Consider the following 24,047-nt stretch of genomic DNA (forward strand, 5'->3'; position numbering starts at 1 on the left):
CGGCGCGCTCAGCGCTGGTAGCGGGCCAGCACCAGGTTGCCGTCCTTCTCCAGACGGTTGCGGAGTTCGTCGAGGCCGATGGCGCCGCTGTAGTACTCCTGGAGTGCCGGGGTGGCCACCTTGTCCTTCCACTCGGGGTAGCCGCGGACCGTCTGGGCGGGGGCCGGCCCGAGGTGCCCGGCGAGGGCGGTGCCGGTGGCCCAGCCGTACTTCGCGGTGTGCAGGGCGGGGTCCCGCAGGGCCTGGGTGCCGGTGGGCAGCATCCAGTCGCCGAGGGCGAGCCGGACCATGTTCCCCGGCCGGAGCAGGAAGTCGACGAACTCCGCCGCCTCCTTCTTGTGCGGGCTGTCCTCGGCGATGGACAGCGTCTGCGGGCTGACGCCCTGCGCGAGCCCGTCGGCGCCGGCCGGGGCCGGGAGCACCTCCCAGCCGAAGCCCTTGGGCGCCTGCTGGACGATCTGCTGGCGGTAGGAGAAGCCGAGCGGGACCATCGCGTACCTGCCGCCGAAGAAGCCCGGCAGGGTGTCCGAGCCCCCGCTGCCCAGCGTCGAACCCGGTGCGCTGTGGTCGACGTCGACCTGGTCGTGGATCGTGCGCGGCACGACCTGGTCGGCGGCCTCGAAGCGCACGGTCACCTTGCCGTCCGCGCCCCGGTGGAAGAGCTGTCCGCCCGCCGACAGCGACAGGTTGAGCGTGGCGGAGACGGGCTCCTTGAGCGGCCAGGCCACGCCGTACCTGCCGTCGCCGCTGAGCCGCTTGGTGACCTGTCTGAACTCGGCCCAGGTCCAGGGGTGTTCGGGGGTGGGTATGCGCACGCCGGACGTGGCGAGCCAGGCCGTGTTGGCGATCAGTACGCGCGGCTCCTGCAGGAACGGCACGCCGTAGACACCGCCGCCGAAGGTCGCCGCCTCCCAACTGCGCTGCGGTATGTCGGACTTGAGCCGGGCGGACAGCAGGTCGGTCAGGTCGGCGAGGTACCCGCCGTAGGCGAAGTCCGCGAGGTCGTCGGAGGCGTCGTGGATGACGTCCGGGGCCTCACCGCCCTCGAAGGAGGTGAGCAGCTGGTCGTGGACGCTGTCCCAGCTGCCCTGCACGTACTCGACCTTGATGTCGGCATGGGTGGCGTTCCACTCCTTCACCAGCTCCTTGTTGGCGGCGACCGACTCCTCCTGCCAGGCCAGGGACTGGAAGCGGAGGGTGATCGGGCCGCCTTTCCGGGCGGTTCCCGAGCATCCCGCGACCAGCAGGAGGAAGGCGACGACGAGTGCCGTGGTGAGCCTGGTGCGCATCAGCTCTTCACCGCCCCGGCGAGCATCCCGCCCGTGATCCGCCGCTGCACGAGTGCGAAGACGAGCAGCGAGGGCAGGGTGGCCAGGAAGGCGGCCGCCGCGAGCGGGCCCAGGTCGGCCACGCCCTCCGCGCCGATGAAGTGGGTGAGGACGACCGGCAGGGTCTGTTTCTCCGGGGTCTTCAGCAGCACCAGCGCGAAGAAGAACTCGTTCCACGCGGTGACGAAGGCGAACAGCCCGGTCGCCACGATCCCGGGTGCCAGCAGCGGTGCCGTCACCGACACCAGGGTCCGCAGCCGCCCGGCCCCGTCGACGGCCGCCGCCTCCTCCAACTCGACGGGCACCGCCCGGACGTAGCCGACGAGCATCCACAGCGCGAACGGCAGCGCCCACACCACGTACACCATCACCAGTCCGAAGAGGGAGTCGATCAGCCGCAGGTTCTTCAGCACCAGGAACAGCGGGATGATCACCAGCACGAACGGGAACGCCTGGCTGACCACCACCCAGCCGGTGGCCGCCCGGGAGAGCGCGGTGCGGCGCCGGGCCATGACGTACGCCGTCGGGGTCGCGAGGAGTACGGCGATCACGGCGGCGCCGAGCGCGGCCAGCAGGGAGTTGAGGCCGGCGCGCAGCAGCGGCTGTTCGTCGAAGGCCTGGCGGAAGTTGGCCAGGGTGGGGTGCCGGGGGATCCAGGTGGGATGCAGACTGCCGAGCTCCTGCGGGGACTTGAAGGCCGTGGAGAGCAGCCAGAGGAGCGGGAAGGCCAGGAAGACGAGGTAGGCGAGCAGGGCCGCGTACTGGCCGGCGCGGGCCGCGGTACGGGTCCTCACGCGTCCTCGCCTCCCCTGAGCCGGCCCGCCAGGAAGGCGGCCAGGAGCATCGCGATCACGGCGACCATCACGCATCCCATCGCGGCCGCGTACCCGAACTGGCCGTAGCGGAAGGCCTCTTCGTAGGAGAACAGCATCGGCAGCCGGGTCTTGCCGCCGGGGCCGCCGTTGGTCAGCACATAGACCAGGGCGAAGGAGTTGAAGTTCCAGATGAGGTTGAGCGCGGTGATGGCCAGGGCGATCGGTCTGAGGGCGGGCCAGGTGACCGTGCGGAAGCGGCGCCAGGCGCCCGCGCCGTCCACCGCGGCGGCCTCGTGCAGTTCGCGCGGGGTGTTCTGGAGTCCGGCGAGCAGGGCGACCGTGGTCTGGGGCATCCCGGCCCAGACGCCGACGACGATCACGGCGGGCAGGGCGGTGGCGAGGCCGCTGAGCCAGTCCCTCCCGTCGCCGAGGCCGAGGTCGTGCAGCGTCTCGTTGAGGACGCCCGCGTCCGGGTTGTAGACAAGGCGCCACACGATGCCGACCACGACCTCGGGCATCGCCCAGGGCACGATCGCGAGGGCGCGGGCGAGCCCGCGCAGGCGTAACTCCTGGTCGAGGAGGAGAGCCAGGCCGAGCGCGAGCAGGAACTGGGGCACGGTCACGCCGACCGCCCAGACCAGACCGATCCGGAACGACTCCCAGAAGAGGGTGTCGTGCAGCAGGTCCTGGAAGTTGAGGCCGCCGATCCACCGGGTCGCCGCGGTCCGGCCGGACTGGGCGTCGGTGAACGCCAGCAGGATCCCGTAGAGCAGCGGGCCCACGCTCAGCACCAGGATGGGGATCAGGGCGGGCAGCACCAGGAACCAGGCGCCGCGGTCGGTGACACGTGCGGCGGCCGGCCGGCCGGTGGTCGCCACATCGGTAACCAATGCCACGTCATCCCCCTTTGCGCGGCCCGGTCGGGCCTGGACATGGTCGTGAAGGCCAGTGGTCCCGTCAAGGCACCGCGCACCCGGTCCGACCTCCGTGGATGCGAGACTGACCGCCGGATGGCGAGAAGACGACGCCGTGTGCAGCCGCACAGCGGCGGGCGCGCGGGCGCCGGGAACGGACACGGAGGCGGACGATGGACGAGGCAAGGGCACGGGACGTACTGGCCGCGGCGGGTGTGCTGCCCGGTGCGGCGGCCGACGCCTCGCTCCTGGCCCTGGGGGAGAACGCGGTGTTCGCCGCCGGGGACCTGGTGGTGAAGGTGGGCCGGGACGCCGAACTGCTGGACCGGGCCCGGCGCGAGCTGGAGATCGCGGGGTGGCTGGCGGAGGCGGGCGTACCGGCGGTACGGGCCGCCGAGCCGAAGGCACGGCTCGTCGGGGGTCACCCGGTGACCGTGTGGCACCGGCTGGCGGATCCGGTGCGGCCGGCCGAGCCGCGGGATCTGGCCGAACTGCTGCGGATCGTGCACGCACTGCCCTCTCCTTCCTTCGCGTTGCCGCCCCGGGAGTTGCTGGGCGGGGTGGAACGCTGGCTGCGGCTGGCCGGCGAGGCGATCGACCCCGCCGACGCGGCGTATCTGCGGGAGCGCCGGGACGGCTTCGCGGCGGCCGCGGCCGCGCTGACGCCGCGTCTGGCGCCGGGGCCGATCCATGGGGACGCGCTGCCCCGCAATGTGCACGTCGGCCCGCAGGGGCCGGTGCTGGTCGACCTGGAGACCTTCTCGTCGGACCTGCGCGAACACGACCTGGTCGTCATGGCACTGTCCCGGGACCGGTACGGGATGCCGGCCGAGGCCTACGACTCGTTCACGGAGGCCTACGGGTGGGACGTGCGCGAGTGGGAGGGGTGCGGTGTGCTGCGCGGGGCCCGGGAAACGGCGAGCTGCGCGTGGGTCGCCCAGCACGCCCCGAGCAACCCGAAGGCACTGGCGGAGTTCGAACGCCGCGTCGCGTCGCTACGGGAGGGCGACGAGTCGGTGCGGTGGTATCCCTTCTGACTCAGCCGTCGCGCCCCAACGCCCCAAAGGGGCGCGAGGAACTGCGCGACCGGCCCCCACCGGCCCGCACGGAACGAACCACCCGACCGGCCCGGCACTCAGACCGCTTCGGCCAGCTCCCGCAACGGCCACGCCCCGTCCACCACCGCGTCGACCTCTCCCTTGCGGCGCAGAAAGCTCTGGAAGTCCGCCGCCCACTCCGCGTACCACTCCACCTGGCACCGGTGCAGCTCCGCCGGTCCCAGCGCCGCGATCTTCGGGTGGCGGTCGGCTATCGCGCGGGCCAGGCGGGCCGCGGCGAGGGCGTCGGCGGAGGCGTTGTGCGCGGCCGTGAGGGTGATGCCGTACTCGGCGCAGACCGCTTCGAGGTTGCGCTTGCCGCGGCGGTAGCGGTCGACCCGGCGGTCGATGGTGTACGGGTCGATGACCGGCGCGGGGTCGGGGCCGCCGAGGCGGTCGGAGAGGGACGGGAGTCCATGGCGGCGCAGTTCCGCCGAGAGGAGGGTGAGGTCGAAGGTCGCGTTGTAGGCGACGACCGGGACACCCGTCTTCCAGTAGCCGGTGAGGACGTCCGCGAGGGCGTCCGCGACCTGGTCGGCCGGCCGGCCCTCGGCCGCCGCCCGCTCGTTGCTGATGCCGTGCACCGCCACCGCGTCCGCCGGGATCTCCACGCCCGGATCGGCCAGCCACTCGCGGCGGCCGAGTTCCTGCCCGGCCCTGACCTCGATCACGGCCCCCGTGACGATCCGCGCCTGGTGCGGATCCGTACCTGTCGTCTCCAGGTCGAAGCCGATCAGGAGCTCCTGGTGCCAGCCCATGGGCGGCCCCCCTTCTTGGTGGTGCTTTCCCCCAGTGGTCTCCACCCTCGCATGCGCCACTGACAATCAGAGGACCGCGTTCCGCTTACCGTGGCGCAGACCTGCGGCACAGCCCTCAGGACACCGGGCGCGAATCCGCCCAAGCCGTCTCGAACTCCTCGCGATACGTCGGGAAGAGTCCTGTTTCCACGACATCGTCCGACTTGACCACCTTGCTGCCGTTGCGCAGCACCAGCACCGGCGACTCCATCCCCCGCGCCCCGCGCAGATAGGACTGGATGATCGCGATGCCGTCGGCGCCGTCGCCGTCCACCAGGTAGGCGGAGAAGCGCGGGGTGTCGTCGTACACCTGGATCTCGAAGGCGGCCGGGTCGCGCAGCCGGGAGCGGACCCGGCGCATGTGCAGGATGTTCATCTCGACCGAGCGGCTCAGTTCGCCCCTTTTCATCCCGAGTTCGCGCTCGCGGCGCTTGACCGCGCTGGAGGCGGGGTTGAGGAAGAGGAGGCGGACCCGGCAGCCGGTCTCGGCGAGGCGGATCAGGCGGCGGCCGGAGAAGTTCTGCACGAGCAGGTTGAGGCCGATGCCGATGGCGTCCAGGCGGCGGGCGCCGGCGAAGAGGTCCTCGGCCGGGAACTGGCGCATGAGGCGGACCCGGTCGGGGTGGACGGCGACGACGTCCGCGTAGCGGTCGCCGACCAGGTCCTCCACCGCGTCCACCGGCAGGCGGCGCGCGGAGGGCACGTCGCCGCCCGTGCCGAGCATCTCCAGGAGCCGGGCGGAGGCACGTTCGGCCTGGTTGAGGACGGCCTCGGAGAGCGCGCGGTTGCGGGAGACGACATTGCGCGTCACCTCCAGCTCGTCCAGGGCGAGTTCGACGTCCCGGCGCTCGTCGAAGTACGGCTCGAAGCAGGGCCAGTGCTGCACCATCAGCTCGCGCAGCTGCGGGAGGGTGAGGAAGCTGAGCACGTTGTCGTCGGCCGGGTCGAGCAGATAGCCCTTGCGGCGGCTGACCTCGCGGACGGCGGCCGCCCGCTGGACCCACTCCTGACCGGCGGGTCCGGCCGCGGCGATCACCCACTCGTCGCCGTGGACGGGTTCGTAGATGGGCCGCAGCACGGCGGCCACGACGGCGCGCAGCCGCTGTTCGACGAGGTTCAGCCAGATGTAGGCCCGGCCGGCCCGCTGGGCGCGCGTACGCACCTCGAGCCAGGCGTCGGCGTCCCACTCCAGCTCCGGCCCGATGGAGCCCGTGGCGTCCATCGGCCGGGCCAGGGACACCGCGCCGGGCGGGACGTCTGTGGAGTTTCCCTCGTGACCCTCGTCACCAGGGGGCAGCTCCAGGCCTCCCGAGCCCACCCGTGCACCGCCTTCCGCTCCCCCGAGCTCTCCCTGTGCCAACGATCAAGGAAGGGTACTCCGGGAGCGGTCGGCGGTGCAGCCGGATGGACAGGTCGTTTCTCAACTACCGTTTCCGGGCTGTCCGTTCTGATCGGCGAGGGCGGCCGGAGTGAGCGGATTCATAGCGGTGACGTCACGTGGGGCGATGGAGAAGCCCTGCCAGTGGACCGGCATCGGCTGCTGGTCCTCGTCGCGCGCGATGTGGTGGAAGCCGACGTTCACCCAGACCACGGGGTTGGTGAGGGTCTGCCCGTTGACGAACCCGTCGACGTTCTTCGGGTGGCCGTTCGCGCAGCCCGGGTTGTTGCTGGCGAACTGCTCGCACTTGTCGTACTGGGTGAAGTAGACGTCGTGCTTGGTGAAACCGTGACCCGGGTACTTGTTGGTGGCGCCCTGGACGATCTCGTAGGAACGGGCGTGCCCGTCCTTGTTCTTGCCGGCCGTGCTGACCACGCGCCACCAGCGCATGTTCTTGGAGTCACCGGCGAGTTCCTTGGTGACATTGGTCCGGGTGGTCTTGTTGCTCGGCGCCTCCTGGCCGCGCGCCGGCGGGCTGACCACCGAGTCGTACTGCTCGATGCGGCTCTTGGAGGAGCCGTCGAGGTCGAAGTCCAGCTTCCAGAAGACGTTGTGGCTGTGGCTGGTGGCGTAGGCGTGGGCGCCCTTGCCGATGGGCCAGCCGCGGCCGTCGCCGGCGTCGTAGTCGCCCGGCGAGAGGCTGCCGGTGGCGCCGACGTTCATGTTGATCGTGCCGTCGTCCTGGAACCGCCACTCGGTCATGTACTCGTACCAGCCGACCTTGTTGACGGTGTAGATCAGCAGGTCCTTGCCCTGCTGCTGGTACACCCGGTTGCCGGTGTCGGCCTGCATCCGGTACGCGTGGCCGCGCGAACGGGTGGTGGTGCACAGGCCGTTGACGTTCGGGTGGGCCGGGTCCCAGGCGTCGGGGACCTTGACGGTCTTGATGGTGCCGCCGGGACACTCGGCGGTGTCGAGCGGCACCAGGCCCTGGGCGAAGCCGAAGCCGGTCAGGTCGTCGTACTCGACGCTGCCGTCGTCGTAGGGGACGTCGATCTGGGCGAGCCGGGCGCTGGAGAGGACCTTGATGGGCGCGGCCTCGCCCTTGGGCTGGTAGGAGATGTGCTCCAGGACCAGTCCGGCCTTGCTGTCGTAGCGCCAGCACATCCGCCAGGTGGTGCCGGTGGAGAGCTTCTGCTCGATGCGGTAGGCGGCGGAGCAGTCGGCGGCGGCCACGGCGGCCTTCTTGGGCTGGGCGACGGCGGGTCCGGCCGCCGTGGTCGCGCCGGCCGCCAGCGCGGCCACGGACAGGCCCACGGCGGCCGTCCTGCGGGCGCGGCTGATTCTGTTCGGGTGCATGACGAAGTGACTCCTGGTACGGGAGATTCGGAGTGGAAGAGCGAACGGAGTCCGGCTCAGCGGCCGAGCTTCACGACCTTGCGCGCGCTCAGGTCGACGATGAGCGACCTGGCGTCGATCCACGGCCCGTTCTTGACCTTCGGGAAGAGCCGCACGCAGCGGTGTTCGCCGCACTTGTCGAGCGCGGCGGGCTGGGCGCCCGGAGTGGCGCGGTAGACCGCGCTGTTGAGCAGCAGCTGCTGCTCGGGGTCGGTCAACTGCTGGTCCGTGGCGTCCTTGAAGTCCGCCTTGAGGCCGGCGCCGAGCGGGTCCGCGATCAGCAGCTTGAGCGCCTCGACATTCTCGTCGTGGCTGAGCGGCGGCTGGACGCCCTGCCGGCTGGTGGTCTGCTCGACCTTGCCGGTGTCGAGGTTGACGGTCCGGGTGATCAGAGCGTCGCTCTTGTAGTCGTAGAACGTGACGTCCGCGCGGCGCGGCGCGTTCGAGCTGTCCAGTTCGTCCGCGTTCGGCTCGGCGAGGTCGACGCTGATCCGCTCCGGGCCGCGCGCACCCTCGGCGTTCTTCCCGGCGCTGAACATCTGCTGGGTCAGAGCGAGTTGTTCGACGCGCCTGGTCTCGTCGTCGGTCAGCGGGTCACTGCCCGTGCCCTTCTTCCCCTCGGCGGGCGCCTGTTCCACCACGCCCGGCCTGACGGCGCCCGGCCCCTGCCCCGCGTCCTGCGCGGCGGCCGTGCCGGTCCCGTCGCTCCCTCCCGACTCGTTCGCCCCCGCCGTACCCGGCAGGGTGATCCCGATCATCACGGCGGTCCCCGCCACCGCCAGGCCCGCACCGGCCACCACCTTGCCCAGATGGCGGTGCACTATCTTGCGCACATCTTCCCCCTACTCCCCCTTTGTCACAGGGAGTACGTGTATGCCCCACTGATTCGGCACACTTCGCCACATGGGTCGCTGTGTGCACTGGTCGCCGGGTAAGAGGGGTGTAAGTCACATGGGGTTCCATTACTTTCGGGCAGACTCATGACCAAGGCGCCCCCGGGCGCGAGAGACACCTGGAAGAGTCGACTTCATGCAGGTCTGGCCTGGAGAGGCGTATCCGCTCGGTGCCACGTACGACGGCGCCGGGACCAACTTCGCGGTGTTCACGGAGGCCGCGGACCGAGTGGAGCTGTGTCTGCTGCACGACGACGGCTCGGAGACGGCGGTGGAGCTGCGGGAGAGCGACGCCTTCGTCCGGCACGCGTACCTGCCCGGCGTGATGCCGGGACAGCGCTACGGCTTCAGGGTGCACGGCCCGTACGACCCCGGGCGCGGGCTGCGCTGCAACTCGGCGAAGCTGCTGCTCGACCCGTACGCGAAGGCGGTCAGCGGGTCGGTGCGCTGGGGCGAGGAGGTGTACGGCTACCACTTCGGCGACCCCGACAAGCGCAACGACCTGGACTCGGCGCCGCACACCATGACCTCGGTGGTGATCAACCCGTACTTCGACTGGGGCGACGACCGGCGGCCGCGCACCGAGTACCACCACACGGTGATCTACGAGGCCCATGTGAAGGGCCTGACCATGCGCCACCCGGACCTGCCGGAGGAGCTCCGCGGCACCTACGCGGGCCTCGCGCACCCGGCCGTCATCGACCATCTGACGGGGCTGGGCGTCACGGCCCTGGAGCTGATGCCGGTCCACCAGTTCGTGAACGACCACCGGCTGGTCGACATGGGCCTGAACAACTACTGGGGCTACAACACCATCGGCTTCTTCGCCCCGCACAACGCGTACGCCTCCTGGGGCGACCGCGGTCAGCAGGTCCTGGAGTTCAAGTCGGCGGTCCGGGCGCTGCACGAGGCCGGGATCGAGGTGATCCTGGACGTGGTCTACAACCACACGGCCGAGGGCAACCACCTGGGCCCGACGCTGTCCTTCCGGGGCCTGGACAACCAGTCGTACTACCGTCTCACGGACGACCCCCGCTACTACATGGACACCACGGGCACCGGCAACTCGCTGCTGATGCGGTCGCCGCACGTCCTCCAGATGATCATGGACTCGCTGCGGTACTGGGTCACCGAGATGCATGTCGACGGCTTCCGCTTCGACCTCGCGGCGACCCTGGCCCGGCAGTTCCACGAGGTGGACCGGCTGTCGTCGTTCTTCGACCTGGTGCAGCAGGACCCGATCGTCTCCCAGGTGAAGCTGATCGCCGAGCCCTGGGACGTCGGCGAGGGCGGCTACCAGGTGGGCAACTTCCCGCCGCTGTGGACCGAGTGGAACGGCAAGTACCGCGACACCGTGCGCGACCTGTGGCGCGGCGAACCGCGCGCGCTGGCCGAATTCGCGTCCCGGCTGACCGGCTCCTCCGACCTCTACCAGGACGACGGCCGCCGCCCGCTGGCCTCCATCAACTTCGTGACCTGCCACGACGGGTTCACCCTGCACGACCTGGTGTCGTACAACGACAAGCACAACGCGGCCAACGGCGAGGACAACCGGGACGGCGAGAGCCACAACCGCTCGTGGAACTGCGGGGTCGAGGGCCACACCGACGACCCCGCGATCCTCGAACTGCGCGACCGCCAGATGCGGAACTTCGTGGCCACGCTGATGCTGTCCCAGGGCGTGCCGATGATCGGCCACGGCGACGAGTTCGCGCGCACGCAGCAGGGCAACAACAACGCGTACTGCCAGGACAACGAGGTGTCCTGGGTGGACTGGCCGTCCCCCGAGGACGACAGCGACCTGCTGTCCTTCACGCGCGCGATGGCACGGCTGCGCAAGGAGCACCCGGTCTTCCGGCGCCGCCGCTTCTTCCACGGCCGCCCGGTGGAGGGCACCCACGACGAGCTCTCCGACATCGCCTGGTTCATCCCCGAGGGCCGTGAGATGACCCAGCAGGACTGGGACTCGGCACAGGCCTCCGCCCTGACGGTGTTCCTCAACGGCAACGCCATCTCGGAACCGGGCGCACGCGGGGAGCGCATCGCCGACGACTCGTTCCTCCTGATGTTCAACGCGTCACCGGACCCGCTGGACTTCGTGGTGCCGGTGAACCACGGGCGGCAGTGGGAGGTGGTGGTGGATACGGCGGGGGCGGAGCCGGTGCCACCTGGGGTGAAGGTCGACGGGGGCGAACGCCTGACCTTGGTGGGACGAAGCCTGACTGTCCTGCAGAGGCCCGCCTGAACGCGCCCCTCAGGGGCGCGGGGAACTGCGCGATCAACCCCCACCGGACCCGCACTGTGACACAAAACCCAACCAGACGGGTACAGACATCCGCATGACAGCCGAGCGAGCCACGCCCACCGTCCCGACGGCCACCTACCGACTCCAGCTCCAGCCCGGCTTCCCTTTCTCGGCAGCCCAGGCATCCGTGCCGTACCTCGCCTCGCTCGGCATCTCCCACCTCCATCTCTCCCCCGTCCTGGAGGCCGTCCCCGGCTCCGCCCACGGCTACGACGTCGTGGACCACGCGCGCGTGCGCGAGGAACTCGGCGGCGAGGACGGGCTCCGCGCGCTCGCGCGTACCGCGCGGGAACACGGTCTCGGCCTCGTCGTGGACATCGTGCCGAACCACATGGCCATGTCCCCCCGCCACAACCACGCCCTGTGGGAGGTCCTGCGGGAGGGCCCGAAGTCGCCGTACGCGCGCTGGTTCGACGTCGACTGGGAGGCCCAGGGCGGGCAGCTGCTCGTTCCGGTGCTCGGCGGCCCGGTCGGCGACGTGCTCGGGCAGCTCGTGGTCGACGGGGACGTGCTGCGCTACCACGAGCACGCCTTCCCGCTCCGGGACGGCACCGCGCAGTTGCCGCTTCCGGAGCTGCTGGACGCCCAGTGGTACCGGCCGGTGTGGTGGCGGCTGGCCCGGACCGAGCTGAACTACCGGCGGTTCTTCAGCATCTCGGAGCTGATCGGGGTGCGGGTGGAGGACCCCGAGGTGTTCGAGGCCACCCACGCCAAGATCCTCCAGCTGCTGCACGAGGGTGTGGTGGACGGGCTGCGCGTCGACCATCCGGACGGGCTCGCCGACCCGGACGGCTATCTCGCGCGGCTGCACGAGGCGACCGGCGGGCGCTGGACGGTGGTCGAGAAGATCCTTGCCGACGGCGAGCGGCTGCCGGCCGGCTGGCCGGTCGCGGGGACCACCGGGTACGACGCGCTGCGGCACGTGGACGGTCTGTTCACGGATCCCGCGGGCGCCGGTGAACTGCTCGGCCAGTACCGGCGGTTCGCGGCCCCGCAGACGGACCGGGGCGGCGACTGGGCGGCGACGGTGCGGCGGGCGGCGTACAAGGTGCTCACGCACGAGCTGGCGACCGAGACGGACCGGCTGACACGGGTGGCCACGCGCGTGTGCGCGACGTCGCCGGACCCCGCGCTGCGCGACCGGGCGCCCTGGGCGCTGCGCACCGCGCTGCGGGAGCTGCTGGTGCGGATGCCGGTGTACCGGCCGTACGCCTCGGGTGACGCGGGCGCCGTCGTCACCGAGCGGGCCGCCGAGGAGGCCCGGGCGGCGTTCGTGGTGCCCGAGGAGGGCGGGGCGGTGGACGTGGTGCGCGGGCTGCTGGTGGCCGGGGACGGGCCGGGACTCGCGGAGTTCCGGGCGCGGTTCGCGCAGACCGCTTCGGCGCTGCGTGCCAAGTCCGTGGAGGACACGGCGTTCTACCGGTATGTGCCGCTGCTGTCGGCGACCGAGGTGGGCGGTGATCCCGGCAGTCCCGGTGTGTCCCCGGACGCCTTTCACGCGTACTGCGCGCGCGTGCAGCGCGACTGGCCGCTCACCGGGACCGTGGTGACGACGCACGACACGAAGCGCAGCGCCGATGTGCGGGCGGCACTGGCCGTGCTGACGGAGTGCCCGGAGCACTGGGCGGACGTGCTGGCCGAGGTGACCCGGGACGGGGAGGGCATGCCGGACGCGCAACTGGCCTGGGCTGCCTGGCAGACGGTGTTCGGGCTCGGCCCGGCGGACTCCGGGCGGGTACGGGGGGCGCTGGTGAAGCATGTGCGGGAGGCGGGCCTGTACACGAGCTGGACGGAGCAGGAGCCGCCGTACGAGGAGGCGGTGGTCTCGTTCGTCGCGGCGGGGCCGTGCGGGCCGCCTGGAGAGCGTATGGCGGCCTTCCGCGCCTCCCTGGCGGCGCACGTCCGGGCGAACGTGCTCGGCACGGCTCTGGTCCATCTGACGATGCCGGGCGTGCCGGACGTCTACCAGGGCACGGAGAGCGAGTACCGGGCGCTGGTGGACCCGGACAACCGGCGCCCGGTGACGTTCCCGCCCGGACGTCCCGGTGAGAAGGACACGGTGACGGCGGCGGCGCTGGGGCTGCGGGCGCGGCGCCCGCACGTCTTCGGCGACACGGCGACGTACGCGCCGCTGACGGCGCAGGGCCCGGCCGCGGCGCACTGTCTGGCGTTCGCGCGCTCCGGGGAGGTGGTCACGGCGGTGACCCGGCTGTCGCTGCGGCTGGCCGCCGCGGGCGGCTGGCGGGACACGGTGCTGCCGCTGCCGCCGGGGCGGTGGGCCGACGTCCTGGCGCCGCGGCGGGAGTTCACCGGGCACGCGCGCGTGGCCGAGCTTTTCGAGGGGCTGCCGGTGGTGCTGCTGGAGCGGGTGGAAGACGGGGACTGAGCGACAGATTCACCCGTAAGAGTGAATGTGGGGCCGGTTCGGGAGGTTGCCGAAACTCGCCGGGCGCGGCCGGCGTCCGTAACGGCGCGTGGAACCGTTCCGCGCCGCGTAATGGCTTCGCGCTCCCCTCGGCGCCTACCGTCCCGTCGGCCGACCGCACATGCCCCTGGGCGCCCCCTGGAGCCTCCCCCGGGAGGTTCTTGACAGTTCACCTATGCCGTGCGGGACTGGGGAATGCGAAGCCGGGCGGACAAGTCGGGGGTGAGTCTCCTGCCGGAGCTGCGTTACCCCAGTGTTCCCGAACTCATCGCAACCGCCCGGGCGTTGGCCGCTCACCGGCCCGGCCTGTGCACGTTGCGGCAGATCGGTGTCTCCCGCGCGGGCAGACCGCTGCACCTGCTGTCCGTGGGGCACGCCCGGCGGGCCGTACTGGTGGTCGCCGGCGCCCACGCCAACGAGCCGACCGGGGGCGGCACGCTCCAGGTGCTGGCCGAGCGGGTGCTGCACGAGCGGGAGTTACGGGCGGAGACCTCCTGGCACTTCCTGCTGTGCGCGGACCCGGACGGGGCGAGCCTGCATGTCACCCCGGCCCCGCGCAGCCTGCTCGACTACCACCTCGGCTTCTACCGTCCGGCGGGCCCCGAGCAGCCGGAGTGGTCGCCGTCGGTGCTGCCGCCGGACCGGCTGCCGCCCGAGACCCTGGCCCTGCTCGGGGTGATCGACGAGCTGCGCCCCTACCTCCAGGTGACCCTGCACGGCACCGATCTGGGCGGCAGCTGGGTGCAGTTGACGAGGGACGTGCCGGGGCTGGCCGAGCCGTTCGCCAAGTCGGCGGCGGAGCTGCACATCCCGGTGGAGACGGGCGCCTCGGACGCCGCGGGCTGGCCGGCCTCCGGGCCCGGGGTCCGGGTGATGCCCGGTCCGGAGTCGGGGGTGGCGTACCCGAGCATGCCGGACGACGCGCGGCACAGCACCTGGTACCACGCGCACCGCTACGGCGGTCTGACGGCGGTGGTCGAGGTGCCGATGTGGGCGAGCGACCTGGTCGACGATCCGGCGCCGCACCCGGCACCGGCCGCGGCGATGCGGCGGCTGGCGCGCCGGCTGCTGCGGGACTCACGGGAGGTGGAGCGGGTGCTGACCGAGGCGCTGCCCCGCCTCGACGGTCTGGACGGGCCGCTGCTGCGGGCCGCCCGCTGGGCGCTGGGACTGATCCCGGGGCTGGCCGAGGACTGGATCCTCCGGCAGCCCGTCGACACCACGATGGCGTACATCGGCAGCGTGGACGCCTTCGGGCGGCGGCTGCCGTTGCGGGCGGCGTCGATGCTGCTGCGGGTGCTGCGGGAGGCGGACGACCGCGCGGCGCCCCGCCTGGAGGAGCTGGTGGCCTCCTGGTGCGACGCCTACGCGGAGCGTTTCCGGGCCCGCTGGGTGCCGTTGGAGCGCCAGGTGGAACACCAGTCCCGGACGGTGCTGGCGGCGGCGCAGCACGCGCGCGAGCGGGCGGCGTGAGGTCTCGGGGGCCTGTCCCCGGGGGCCGCACGCCGCCCCGGGTTCAGCTGTCGAGGGCGAAGACCGGTCCGGTGCGGGCCGCCAGCTGGCAGGAGTTCGAGAACGTCTCGCTGTACTCGATCGGCCGGCCGTCCCACTCGCCGCGCGCCTGGGCGGTGACCGGGGCGTAGACCATCGGGCACAGCGCGTCCTTGGCCGGGGTGATGCGCGTGATGTCACCGGCCACCGCGGCGAGCCGGGCACAGGCCTCGACCGCGTGGGAGTGCCCCTGGGGCGGGTCGCACAGCAGCAGCGTGCCGCGCGTGTCGCTGGACCGGCTGTCGCCCTTGGTGACGGTCAGGTACAGGTAGTCGCCGCCGCGTGCGCCGCCGGGCGCGGCCTGCGCCGGGCCGGCGGCGAGGAGGGCGGCGGCCGCCAGCAGGGCGCCGCCGGCCGCTGTCGCTCTGATCAGATGGGTCATTCCCTGTGCATCGGCACGGCGGCCTCGGCGCCCCAGTCCGACTCACCCGAACGGGCAAGCACGCGCGCGTGGCGATGCGCCAGTTCGAATGCGCTCAGGACCACGCGTGTCTGGTACTCGGCCTGCCGTGCGACCGGGATCCAGCGGGCGCCGAGGGAGTCGTGGTAGTCCGCGCACCAGGTGTCGATCAGCCGGTCCAGGTCGGGCAGGGCGTCGGCGGGGTCGTGGCCGGTGCCGCGCAGCAGCTGGTGCAGCAGTCCGGCGGTGCGCAGGGCCAGCCGGCGCCCGGCGATGCGCAGGGCGGCCAGGTGGGCGGTGTTGAGCGGGGGCAGCGGACGGGCGCTGCCGGCGTCGGTGTCGGGGTCCCAGGCGTCGGCGAGGCCGGGGCAGACGAGCAGGTAGTCGTCGACCGGCGGGAGCAGCCGGGCCGCGTCCGGTGCCGTGGTCAGCTGGGGCCGGACCCGGGCCAGGACGTCCTCCAGGAGGCCCGTGTCGTCCCGCAGGGTCCGGCTGACGGCCCGTAGCGCCGCGTCCCGGTCGGCGGGCGGTGCGCCGTCCTGGACGGCGGTCACGCCCCACATGGGCGCCTCGACGATGGCGGTGACCGTGCCGTGCCGGTACGGGTGGAACCAGGTGGACTCGACGGCCGCCTCGGTGATGGCGGCGGCCAGGTCGCCCCGGCGGGGCGGTGGGACGCGGTAGACGGCCGGGCCCAGGGTGGGCCAGTACAGGGTGTCGTAGGCGCCGAGTTCGCGGGGGATGCCGAGCCGGTTCGCGGTGTGCGCGAGGCGTCGGTCGAGGCCCGGCAGGTCGCGGGTCAGCTCGACGAAGCCGCCGCCGACGTCGACACCGTGCAGCGAGCACTGCAGGAAGGGCCGCAGCTCGTCCTGGAGGTCGAGCAGCGCCCGGGTCTCGGGCAGCGCGGCGGCCTCGGCCCCGTCCGGCAGCCATTCGGGCTGCTCCAGGAAGCCGGGCCGGAAGAAGTTCCGGAAGTAGTGGCCCAGGGTGTACGGACCGGCCAGCCAGCCCTCGTTGCGGCGCGAGCCGTCCGGGTCCAGGCACAGCAGCAGGTTCCAGGTGACGTCGGTGTCCTCGGTGAGCCGGGGGTCGGCCAGGACCCGGTCGGCGAGGCGCAGCACCGTGGCGCCGCCGACGGGCTCGTTGGCGTGCGGGCCGGCGACGACGAGGGCGTGCCGGCTGCCGTGACCGATGGAAAGCAGCCACATCGGCGTGCCCGCGCGAGACGTCCCGACCCTGCGCAGCCGGGCCTCCCGGGGACGGTCGGCAACCAGCGCGGCCGCCCGGGAGGCGAGCTGGTCCACGGACGGATAGCGGAGGAGTGGCGGCAGGACACACCTCCACAATGCGGTGCCGTCGCTTCACATGATGTGCATGGCGCACACACAGTCAGTCACGACTTGGGGGGTACGTCAACACCGCGGCGAACATACGTTTTTCAGCCACTTAAGAGAAGGTGAGGACTCAGTGGGCGGCGAGCCGGAAGCACATCCGGCCGAAGCCCACCTGGTCGCCCTCGCGGACGACGGCGGCGCCGATCACCCGGCGGCCGTTCACGGTCGTGCCGTTGGTGGAGCCGAGATCCCTGAGGACCCACAGGCCGCCCTGGCGGTGGAGTTCGGCGTGCACGCGGGAGACCGTCTCGTGGGTGAGCCGCAGCCCGTTGGCGGGGTCGCGGCCGATCCGCAGCGCCTGCCCGGCGCCCGGGTGCGGCAGCAGCAGCTTGGGCAGCCGCTCGGCCTGCCAGGCCCGGCGCAGCCGTACCGTGAACCCTGAGACGGCCTCGACGGTGCCGAAGAACACGCGCGCGAAACGGTTCTCCTGGGGCAGGTCGGCGGTGAGCGCGGCGAGTTCGTCAGCACGGCGGGCGGCGAGCGCCAGCTCCATGCGGCGCACGAACGTGTCGTGCGACAGCCGTCCCATGACGACGCCGTCGCGCAGCACGCTCAGCGCCTTCTCACGCTCCGCGTCGGACAGCCGCGCGGGATAGGTGTTGAACTCGAAGGACGACGTCACGCTGCCGATTCTGGGTCAGTGAACCCCGGGTGTCCAGAAAACGGGAAAACGGCCGTCACGCGCGCGTACGGTCGGCGACACCTGCCGGGAAAGCCCGGATTCAAAAGCGGATTGATCGCTTTTCGCGGCACGATGGACGTACTACCTCACGATGAGCCAGACGAAGGGGACCGTCCGTGCAGTTCGAGGTGTGGGCACCGCAGGCAGACCGTGTGACGCTCCATTGCGAGGGCGCCACGCGCGCGTTGGAGCGCGATCCGCGGCGGCCCGGCTGGTGGGCCGGGGAGGCGGACGCCGAGGACGGCACGCGGTACGGGTTCGCGCTGGACGACGGCCCGGTGCTGCCCGACCCGCGCTCGCGCCGCCAGCCGGACGGCCCCGACGGGCTCAGCGCGGTCGTCGACCACGGGCGCCACGAGTGGCGTGCCGCGTGGCCGGGGCGGCCGCTGCCGGGCGCGGTGCTCTACGAACTGCACGTGGGCACGTACACCCGTGAGGGGACTCTGGACGCGGCCGCCGCGCGTCTGGACCACCTGATGGAACTGGGCGTCACGCACGTGGAGTTGATGCCCCTGTGTCCGTTCCCCGGCCGGCACGGCTGGGGGTACGAGGGGGTCTCGCTGTGGGCGGTGCACGAGCCCTACGGCGGCCCCGAGGCGCTGAAGCGGTTCGTCGACCGGGCGCACGGACTCGGACTCGGCGTCGTCCTGGACGTCGTCCACAACCACCTCGGCCCGTCGGGCAATTACCTGCCCGCGTTCGGGCCGTACTTCACGGAGACGCACCACACGCCCTGGGGCGCGGCGGTCAACCTGGACGCGCCCGGTTCGGACGAGGTGCGCGCGTATCTGGTCGGCAGTGCGCTGGCCTGGCTGCGCGACTACCGGATCGACGGGCTGCGCCTGGACGCGGTGCACGCGCTGCGCGACACGCGCGCGTGCCACTTCCTGGAGGAACTGTCGTCGGCCGTGGCCGCCCTGGCGGCCGAGTCGGGCCGGCCGCTGTTCCTCGTCGGCGAGTCCGACCTGAACGACCCACGCGTCATCACCGCCCGCGCGGAGCACGGGTTCGGCCTGGACGCGCAGTGGAACGACGACTTCCACCACGCCCTGCACACCGCGCTGACCGGCGAGTCCCAGGGCTACTACGCCGACTTCGCGCGGTCCCCCTTCGCCGCCCTCGCGAAGACGCTCACCGGCGGCTACTTCCACGACGGCACGCACTCCGGCTTCCGCGGCCGCCGCCACGGCCGCCCGCTGGACCGCGCGCGGATGGCCGGGCACCGCCTGCTCGGCTACACCCAGACCCACGACCAGGTCGGCAACCGCGCCCAGGGCGACCGGCTTTCGGCCACCCTCTCCCCCGGCCTGCTGGCCTGTGCGGCCACGCTGACCCTCACCGCGCCCTTCACACCGATGCTGTTCATGGGCGAGGAATGGGCCGCCGGCACCCCCTGGCAGTTCTTCACCGACCACACGGACCCGGACCTGGCGGAGGCCGTACGACGGGGCAGGCGCCGGGAGTTCGCGGCGCACGGGTGGGCCGAGGAGGACGTACCGGACCCGCAGGACCCGGCGACCAGGGAACGGTCCTGCCTGGACTGGTCGGAGCCGGAACGCGAGCCCCACGCGCGCGTGCTGGCCTGGTACCGCAGGCTGATCGCCCTGCGCCACGAACAGCCGGACCTCACCGATCCCGACCTCGCCGACACCAAGGTGGCGTACGACGCGGAGGCACGCTGGCTGGCGTTCCGGCGCGGGGACGTACGGGTGGCCGTGAACCTGGGCAAGGAGCCGACGGCGATCCCCCTCGGCACCGGCAGGGTGGAGGTGCTGGCCGCGTGGGACACCGTGGCGGCACCGGACACCGACGGGGTGCTGCGGGTGCCGGGCGAGTCGTGCGTGGTGCTCACCCAGGCGTGAGCGCCGGCCCCTCTACAGTTCGTCGTCGTCCTCGGTGTCCTCGCGCAGCTCCGTCACCCGCTCCAGCAGGATCGTCTCCCAGGCGCGCCTGAGCTGGGTGCGCAGGAGCCGCAGGGGGCTGTCGCCGTGGCCCTCCAGGCGGTCGGTGAGCCGGATGACGGTGTCGCAGCGGGCGAGCCACAGGCCGCGCAGGCAGGGGCGGGCGCCGTAGCCGGCGAGGGTGGCCGCGCGGACGGCCGCGCCGGAGCCGACCGCGAGGGCGAGCCCCGCGATGTCCTCGGCGGGGTCGCCGACGGCCGCGTCGGTCCAGTCGAGGACGCCCCGGACCCTGCCGTCGGCGCTCACCACCAGATGCTCGCCCTTGAGGGCGTGGTGGGCCAGCACGGCGGCACCGGGCTGCGCGGCGAGCTGGGCCGCGCCGGGCGGGGTGAGCTGGTGCAGCCGGGCGGCGTCGAACTCGTCCACGGCGGCGAGGCGTTCGGCGGCGGCCACGGCCATCCGGCGCAGCGCCTCCAGCGAGCGCGGCGGGGTGCGCGGCACACCGAGCGTCTCGGCCTGCCGTACGGGCACCTCGCGCAGCCCGGTGAGCAGCCCGGCCAGATCGGCCTCGCCCACGGCGGAGACATCGTGCTCCTCGGCCGTACCCCCGGGGATCGCGACGTCCAGTGTGTACGTCAGCCCCGGCGCCCACTCGCCGTGCGCGACACTGGCCGGGACGGCGACCGGCAGGTGCGGGCGGACCAGGTCGCGCAGGCGCAGTTCGCGGCGCTGGCGCAGCGCGGCCTCGCGGTCGGGGGCCAGGCGCAGCACATGGCGGGTGCCGACCCACCAGGTGGAGTGCTCGCCGCCCTCGGCGACGGGCCGGACGTCCGGTCCCGAGGTTCCGGTCGCGCTCTCCTTGAGCAGCGAACGGACCAGTCGGCGGACGGTGTCCGCGGTGGGTGTCGGTGCCTGGGTCATGGATCGCGCCGTTGCCGTTCGGGTGGGGTAGGAGCGTGAGGGCACTCCCGGGGCGGGTGGGTCAGCCCACTGTGACCATCTCGCGGGTGGTGTTGTTGAAACGACGCCCGCCCTCCTCGGTCACCGTGACGATGTCCTCGATCCGCACCCCGAAGCGGCCGGGCAGATAGATGCCGGGCTCCACGGAGAAGCACATCCCGGGCACGAGCGGCTGCTCCTCGCCCTCGATCATGTACGGCGGCTCGTGCGTGGTGACGCCGATGCCGTGGCCGGTGCGGTGGATGAAGAACTCGCCGTACCCGGCGTCGGTGATGACCGCGCGGGCGGCACGGTCGACCTCCTGGCAGGCGACACCCGGGCGTACGGCCCGGAAGCCGGCCTCCTGGGCGGCGCGGACGATGTCGTGCACCTCGCGTTCCTCGGCGGTCGGCGGGCCCACGTGCACCGTGCGCGTGGTGTCGGAGCCGTAGCCGTCCTTGAGGCCGCCGAAGTCGAGGACGACCATGTCGCCGTCCTGGATGACCCGGTCCCCGACCTCGTGGTGCGGATTGGCGCCGTTGGGGCCGGAGCCGACGATGGTGAAGTCGACCTGTTCGTGGCCGAAGCGGCGCAGCAGGTCGGCGAGGTCGTGGCCGACGTCGGACTCGCGGCGGCCGGCGAAGGGAACCTTGCGGATCTCCTCGAACGTTGAATCGGCAGCCGCTCCGGCGGCGGCGAGGAGTTCGAGCTCGGCCGCGTCCTTGACGCCGCGGAGCATGGGAAGCGCGTCGGTGAGGGAGGCGTACGAGGTGTCGGGGAGTGTCCTCTGCAGGCCCAGCACGTGCATCGCCCAGGCGTTGTCGCTGATACCGAAGCGGCCTGCCCTGTCGAGCAGGTCCGCGGTCACGGCGTAGGGGTCCTTGCCGTCGGTCCAGTCGCGCAGGGTCAGGACCGACGCGCCGTCGGACTTCGCGGCGTCGGGGGCCTCCAGGGTGGGGACGACCAGGACGGGGTCCCGGTCGGGGGCCAGGACGAGGAGGGTGAGCCGTTCGGTGACGGCGGTGGGGGTGTAGCCGGTGAGCCACACCATGTCGGGGCCGGGGGCGATCAGGAGGCCCGCGAGGCCGGCGTCCGCGGCGGCATGCGCCGCGCGCGTCATGCGGGACTTGTAGTCGCCCGCGCTGAAGGGCGCGGCGGGTGTGGTGCCGGTCATCGGGCCTCCGTGCACGGGTGAGGGTGCCTCCGGAAGCATCCTGCCGGGTGCGGCGGGGGTGCGCGAGCCGGTTTGCGCGGTAGCGCCGTTGTGTGTCTCGGTTGTGCGGCGGGTGCGGTGCCGTTGTGGCTGGTCGCGCCCACGCGGCGGAGCCGCATATCGATACAGCCCCGCGCCCCTGGGCAGATCACGTCACGACGCCGGGAAGCACTGTCAGTTGTTGATAGCCCCCGCTCGCGTGCCGCACCGTGAGCTTGAGTTCCTTGCCCGGGTGGGCCTCGGTCACCGCTCGGGCCAGGTCGGTGGCCCTGTCGATGCGGGTGTCGCCGAGTTGGAGGAGCACATCGCCCCTGACGAGGCCCGCCGTGTAGCCCGGGCCGGGCACATGGACGCCCACCACCAGCGCGCCCACCTTCTCCGCGTCGACGGCCTCCACCCCCAGCGTCGCGGCGACGGTCCACGACGGGCTCGGGGTGAGGGACGGGGTGGGCCCGGGCGTCGGTGGTGGGGCCTGGCGTTGCAGTTCGGCGAGTCTGCTCAGGCCGATCACCGTGGCGCCGACCGTGCCGATGCCGACTCCGGACAGCACCAGGACCGTGCCCACGAACGATCCGAGGAGCAGGGTCCTGATCCGGCCGGCGCGGCGGCGCGCGGCGTGCGGGCGCCGGGCCGGGCCGGGTGGGTTGCCGTCCCCCCGTTCCTGTCGCCCCTGTTCTTCCCGTCGCCCCTGTTCTTCCCGTCGTTCCTGCTCTTCCTGTCGTTCCTGTTCTTCCTGACCTTCCTGACCGGGAATCGGCTTGGGACGCAAAGCGGTCTGTTCCATGGTTCGCCTCCAGCCCGAGCTCTACCCGGCGCACGCGGGCGCGACGAGACACGAACGAGTGAGACTGACCCCGGGTCAGGGACGGGAAGTCCTATCCCTCAGCTGCGCTTCGGGCGCCGTCGAGAAGCCTCGCCACCAGGTCCGCGGTCGCCCCCTCGGGCGTCCCGCCGTACAGCAGTTCCACCCGGTGGACGACCCGGGGTGCGGTGACGGGGACGGCGACGGTGCCGGGGACACCGGTGGCGGTGCGCAGGGGCAGCAGGGTCAGACCATGACCGGTCGCGGTGAGGGCGGTGAGGGTGCGGACGTCGGAGCCGTCGTAGCGCAGGGCCGGGCGGAAGGCCCCGCCACCGGTCGCGGCGCGCAGTTGGGCGAGGGGCGGGGCCGCGTCGGGTGCGTCGAGCCAGCGGGCGTCGGCGAGGTCGGCGAGGCGCAGGCCCCGGCGGCCGGCGAGGGGGTGCCCGGCGGGGAGCAGGACGGCGACGGGTTCCTCTCCGACGCCGTGTGTGGTCAGGGGGGCCACGTCGGGCATGCGGAGGGGGTCGCTGGGCGCGGCCAGGCCGTCGAGCAGGCCCAGGTCGGCGGTGCCGGTGGCGACGGCGGCCGGGATCCCGTCGCGGGGCAGCACGCGCAGGGTGACACCGGCGGCCGGCAGTGCGGCGAGAACGGCGGGGCCGAGCGCGGTCGGGGTCGCGGCGAGGGTCAGGCCGGGCGCGGGTGCGGCGGCCATCCGTACGACGTCCGCGCGGGCCGCCTCCAGGCGGAGCAGCAGCGGACCCGCGTGCTCCAGGAGCCGTTCGCCGGCCGCCGTGGGGGTCACCGGGCGGCGGGTGAGCAGGGGCGCGCCGAGGTCCTGTTCGAGGGCGGCGATGTGCTGGGAGACCGCGGACTGGGTGTAGCCCAGCTCGCGTGCGGCCTCCGAGAAGGAGGCGAGGCGGGCCACGGTGACATAGGTGCGCAGGAGGTGCGGGTCCATGCCGTACAGGATGACATCAGTGATGCTTATCGAGAGTGCACCAATCATCGTTGGACGTGAACCACGACCGGCGACCACGATGAGGGCATGACGAACTCAGCAGCCCGCACCGCCACGGTCGCCCTGGTCGGGGACCGCTCCCCCAACGTCGTGTCGCACACCCGGATCCCGCTCCTCCTCGACGCGCTCGCCGAACACGACCGGCTGGTCCTCGACGCGTACTGGATCCCGTCCGAGGACGCCGAGGCCGAGGACGCGGTGCGCGGCTTCGACGCGGTGTGGGTGCTGCCGGGCAGCCCGTACCGCAGCGAGGCGGGTGTGCTGCGGGCGATCCGTACCGCCCGCGAGGAGGGCATCCCCTTCCTGGGCACCTGCGGGGGTTTCCAGCACGCGCTCCTGGAGTACGCCCGCAACGTCTGCGGCCTGACCCGGGTCGCGCACGCCGAGAACGACCCCGACGCCGAGGATCTCCTCATCGAACCGCTGGCCTGCTCGCTGGTGGGCCACGAGGCCGTCGTGACCGTCGAGCCGGGCACGCTCGCCGAGTCCTCGATCGGCTCGGGGCGCACGGTCGAGCGCTACTTCTGCTCGTACGGCCCCTCCCGCCACCTCGACACCCTGCGCGCCCACGGGCTGCGGCTGACCGGCCACGACGAGGACGGCCATGTCCGCGTGGCCGAACTGCCCGGCCACCCCTTCTTCCTGGCCACGCTCTTCCAGCCGGAGTTGTCCGGGGACGGCTCGCGTCCGCATCAGGTGGTCCGGGCGCTGGCACGGGCGGCGGTCGCACACGCCTCGGAGCGGGCGCGCGCGTCGGTGTGAGGCCGGGAGCGGCACCGCTCCCGGGCGCGGCCGGA

At 72.6% G+C, this 24,047-nt stretch carries 20 protein-coding genes; 6 read left to right on the forward strand and 14 right to left on the reverse strand.

Annotated features, from left to right (window positions below; translation table 11 throughout):
- Window positions 1–8 precede the first annotated feature (8 nt).
- Genes AB0D85_RS21555 through AB0D85_RS21565 form a run of 3 tightly spaced genes read right to left on the reverse strand, consistent with a single transcriptional unit; the run spans window position 9 to window position 3,033 of the window.
- Window positions 9–1,289 (reverse strand): sugar ABC transporter substrate-binding protein, encoded by a 1,281-nt coding sequence (locus AB0D85_RS21555; RefSeq protein ID WP_362322428.1) that lies wholly within the window; start codon window positions 1,287–1,289, stop codon window positions 9–11.
- Window positions 1,289–2,122: a carbohydrate ABC transporter permease gene (locus AB0D85_RS21560; RefSeq protein WP_362322430.1), complete on the reverse strand. Its 834-nt coding sequence runs from the start codon at window positions 2,120–2,122 to the stop codon at window positions 1,289–1,291. Before AB0D85_RS21560 ends, AB0D85_RS21555 begins: the two co-directional genes overlap by 1 nt.
- Window positions 2,119–3,033 carry a sugar ABC transporter permease gene (locus AB0D85_RS21565; protein WP_362322603.1) on the reverse strand — a complete coding sequence of 305 codons (915 nt, stop codon included), beginning with the start codon at window positions 3,031–3,033 and terminating at the stop codon, window positions 2,119–2,121. The genes AB0D85_RS21560 and AB0D85_RS21565 overlap by 4 nt, the downstream gene beginning before the upstream one ends.
- A 197-nt stretch (window positions 3,034–3,230) precedes the next feature.
- On the opposite strand from AB0D85_RS21565, the gene AB0D85_RS21570 reads away from it, so the two are divergent.
- Window positions 3,231–4,094, forward strand: a complete 864-nt coding sequence (locus AB0D85_RS21570) for an aminoglycoside phosphotransferase family protein (RefSeq protein WP_362322432.1) — start codon at window positions 3,231–3,233, stop codon at window positions 4,092–4,094.
- A gap of 98 nt (window positions 4,095–4,192) precedes the next feature.
- On the opposite strand, the gene AB0D85_RS21575 is transcribed toward AB0D85_RS21570, so the two are convergent.
- The 4 genes from AB0D85_RS21575 to AB0D85_RS21590 form a co-directional block, all read right to left on the reverse strand.
- Complete coding sequence (locus tag AB0D85_RS21575) at window positions 4,193–4,912, reverse strand: 3'-5' exonuclease (protein WP_362322434.1); 720 nt, start codon at window positions 4,910–4,912, stop codon at window positions 4,193–4,195.
- 115 nt (window positions 4,913–5,027) lie between these two features.
- Window positions 5,028–6,269: an SAV2148 family HEPN domain-containing protein gene (locus AB0D85_RS21580; RefSeq protein WP_362322436.1), complete on the reverse strand. Its 1,242-nt coding sequence runs from the start codon at window positions 6,267–6,269 to the stop codon at window positions 5,028–5,030.
- Window positions 6,270–6,371: 102 nt separating this feature from the next.
- Window positions 6,372–7,688: a copper amine oxidase gene (locus tag AB0D85_RS21585; RefSeq protein WP_362322438.1), complete on the reverse strand. Its 1,317-nt coding sequence runs from the start codon at window positions 7,686–7,688 to the stop codon at window positions 6,372–6,374.
- A gap of 56 nt (window positions 7,689–7,744) precedes the next feature.
- A complete protein-coding gene (locus AB0D85_RS21590) occupies window positions 7,745–8,560 on the reverse strand; it encodes a Tat pathway signal sequence domain protein (RefSeq protein WP_362322440.1) in 816 nt (271 codons plus the stop codon).
- Between the two features lie 196 nt (window positions 8,561–8,756).
- On the opposite strand from AB0D85_RS21590, the gene glgX reads away from it, so the two are divergent.
- From glgX to AB0D85_RS21605, 3 genes are all read left to right on the forward strand, one after another.
- Window positions 8,757–10,865 (forward strand): glycogen debranching protein GlgX, encoded by a 2,109-nt coding sequence (gene glgX, locus AB0D85_RS21595; RefSeq protein ID WP_362322442.1) that lies wholly within the window; start codon window positions 8,757–8,759, stop codon window positions 10,863–10,865.
- A 94-nt stretch (window positions 10,866–10,959) separates the two neighbouring features.
- Entirely contained in the window at window positions 10,960–13,311 is a 2,352-nt protein-coding gene (gene treY, locus AB0D85_RS21600; RefSeq protein ID WP_362322444.1) for a malto-oligosyltrehalose synthase, read from the forward strand.
- A gap of 261 nt (window positions 13,312–13,572) precedes the next feature.
- Window positions 13,573–14,823: a M14 family zinc carboxypeptidase gene (locus tag AB0D85_RS21605; protein ID WP_362322446.1), complete on the forward strand. Its 1,251-nt coding sequence runs from the start codon at window positions 13,573–13,575 to the stop codon at window positions 14,821–14,823.
- 43 nt (window positions 14,824–14,866) lie between these two features.
- Here AB0D85_RS21605 and AB0D85_RS21610 read toward each other — a convergent pair whose 3' ends face one another.
- The 3 genes from AB0D85_RS21610 to AB0D85_RS21620 all read right to left on the reverse strand — a co-directional run bounded on the left by AB0D85_RS21610 (window position 14,867) and on the right by AB0D85_RS21620 (window position 17,317).
- On the reverse strand, window positions 14,867–15,283 hold the full coding sequence (locus tag AB0D85_RS21610; protein ID WP_362322448.1) for an SSI family serine proteinase inhibitor: 417 nt from the start codon (window positions 15,281–15,283) through the stop codon (window positions 14,867–14,869).
- Entirely contained in the window at window positions 15,280–16,647 is a 1,368-nt protein-coding gene (locus AB0D85_RS21615; protein ID WP_362322450.1) for a M14 family zinc carboxypeptidase, read from the reverse strand. Before AB0D85_RS21615 ends, AB0D85_RS21610 begins: the two co-directional genes overlap by 4 nt.
- Before the next feature lie 118 nt (window positions 16,648–16,765).
- The gene (locus tag AB0D85_RS21620) at window positions 16,766–17,317 is read right to left on the reverse strand and encodes a DUF1707 and FHA domain-containing protein (protein WP_362322452.1); all 552 of its coding nucleotides are present in this window, start codon (window positions 17,315–17,317) and stop codon (window positions 16,766–16,768) included.
- Between the two features lie 176 nt (window positions 17,318–17,493).
- Here AB0D85_RS21620 and treZ point away from each other — a divergent pair, with 176 nt between their 5' ends.
- The gene (gene treZ, locus AB0D85_RS21625) at window positions 17,494–19,239 is read left to right on the forward strand and encodes a malto-oligosyltrehalose trehalohydrolase (RefSeq protein ID WP_362322454.1); all 1,746 of its coding nucleotides are present in this window, start codon (window positions 17,494–17,496) and stop codon (window positions 19,237–19,239) included.
- A 12-nt stretch (window positions 19,240–19,251) separates the two neighbouring features.
- Here the strand turns inward: treZ and AB0D85_RS21630 are convergent, their stop codons facing one another.
- The 4 genes from AB0D85_RS21630 to AB0D85_RS21645 all read right to left on the reverse strand — a co-directional run bounded on the left by AB0D85_RS21630 (window position 19,252) and on the right by AB0D85_RS21645 (window position 23,190).
- Window positions 19,252–20,199, reverse strand: coding sequence for an aminoglycoside phosphotransferase family protein (locus AB0D85_RS21630; protein WP_362322456.1), 948 nt, complete (start codon window positions 20,197–20,199; stop codon window positions 19,252–19,254).
- A 61-nt stretch (window positions 20,200–20,260) separates the two neighbouring features.
- The gene (locus AB0D85_RS21635; protein WP_362322458.1) at window positions 20,261–21,391 is read right to left on the reverse strand and encodes an aminopeptidase P family protein; all 1,131 of its coding nucleotides are present in this window, start codon (window positions 21,389–21,391) and stop codon (window positions 20,261–20,263) included.
- A gap of 187 nt (window positions 21,392–21,578) precedes the next feature.
- Complete coding sequence (locus AB0D85_RS21640) at window positions 21,579–22,214, reverse strand: PDZ domain-containing protein (RefSeq protein WP_362322460.1); 636 nt, start codon at window positions 22,212–22,214, stop codon at window positions 21,579–21,581.
- Between the two features lie 91 nt (window positions 22,215–22,305).
- Window positions 22,306–23,190, reverse strand: a complete 885-nt coding sequence (locus AB0D85_RS21645; RefSeq protein WP_362322462.1) for a LysR family transcriptional regulator — start codon at window positions 23,188–23,190, stop codon at window positions 22,306–22,308.
- 87 nt (window positions 23,191–23,277) lie between these two features.
- Here AB0D85_RS21645 and AB0D85_RS21650 point away from each other — a divergent pair, with 87 nt between their 5' ends.
- On the forward strand, window positions 23,278–24,012 hold the full coding sequence (locus tag AB0D85_RS21650) for a hypothetical protein (RefSeq protein ID WP_362322464.1): 735 nt from the start codon (window positions 23,278–23,280) through the stop codon (window positions 24,010–24,012).
- The last annotated feature ends 35 nt before the right edge of the window (window positions 24,013–24,047 follow it).

This window comes from Streptomyces sp. NPDC048277, assembly GCF_040652235.1.
Lineage (GTDB): Bacteria > Actinomycetota > Actinomycetes > Streptomycetales > Streptomycetaceae > Streptomyces.

Bases quoted from the DNA above. Each gene is read 5' to 3' on its own strand.
- AB0D85_RS21555 (WP_362322428.1), bottom strand. From the start codon at position 1,289: ATGCGCACCAGGCTCACCACGGCACTCGTCGTCGCCTTCCTCCTGCTG.
- AB0D85_RS21570 (WP_362322432.1), top strand. From the start codon at position 3,231: ATGGACGAGGCAAGGGCACGGGACGTACTGGCCGCGGCGGGTGTGCTG.
- AB0D85_RS21575 (WP_362322434.1), bottom strand. From the start codon at position 4,912: ATGGGCTGGCACCAGGAGCTCCTGATCGGCTTCGACCTGGAGACGACA.
- AB0D85_RS21585 (WP_362322438.1), bottom strand. From the start codon at position 7,688: ATGCACCCGAACAGAATCAGCCGCGCCCGCAGGACGGCCGCCGTGGGC.
- glgX (WP_362322442.1), top strand. From the start codon at position 8,757: ATGCAGGTCTGGCCTGGAGAGGCGTATCCGCTCGGTGCCACGTACGAC.
- treY (WP_362322444.1), top strand. From the start codon at position 10,960: ATGACAGCCGAGCGAGCCACGCCCACCGTCCCGACGGCCACCTACCGA.
- AB0D85_RS21610 (WP_362322448.1), bottom strand. From the start codon at position 15,283: ATGACCCATCTGATCAGAGCGACAGCGGCCGGCGGCGCCCTGCTGGCG.
- AB0D85_RS21630 (WP_362322456.1), bottom strand. From the start codon at position 20,199: ATGACCCAGGCACCGACACCCACCGCGGACACCGTCCGCCGACTGGTC.
- AB0D85_RS21635 (WP_362322458.1), bottom strand. From the start codon at position 21,391: ATGACCGGCACCACACCCGCCGCGCCCTTCAGCGCGGGCGACTACAAG.
- AB0D85_RS21640 (WP_362322460.1), bottom strand. From the start codon at position 22,214: ATGGAACAGACCGCTTTGCGTCCCAAGCCGATTCCCGGTCAGGAAGGT.
- AB0D85_RS21645 (WP_362322462.1), bottom strand. From the start codon at position 23,190: ATGGACCCGCACCTCCTGCGCACCTATGTCACCGTGGCCCGCCTCGCC.
- AB0D85_RS21650 (WP_362322464.1), top strand. From the start codon at position 23,278: ATGACGAACTCAGCAGCCCGCACCGCCACGGTCGCCCTGGTCGGGGAC.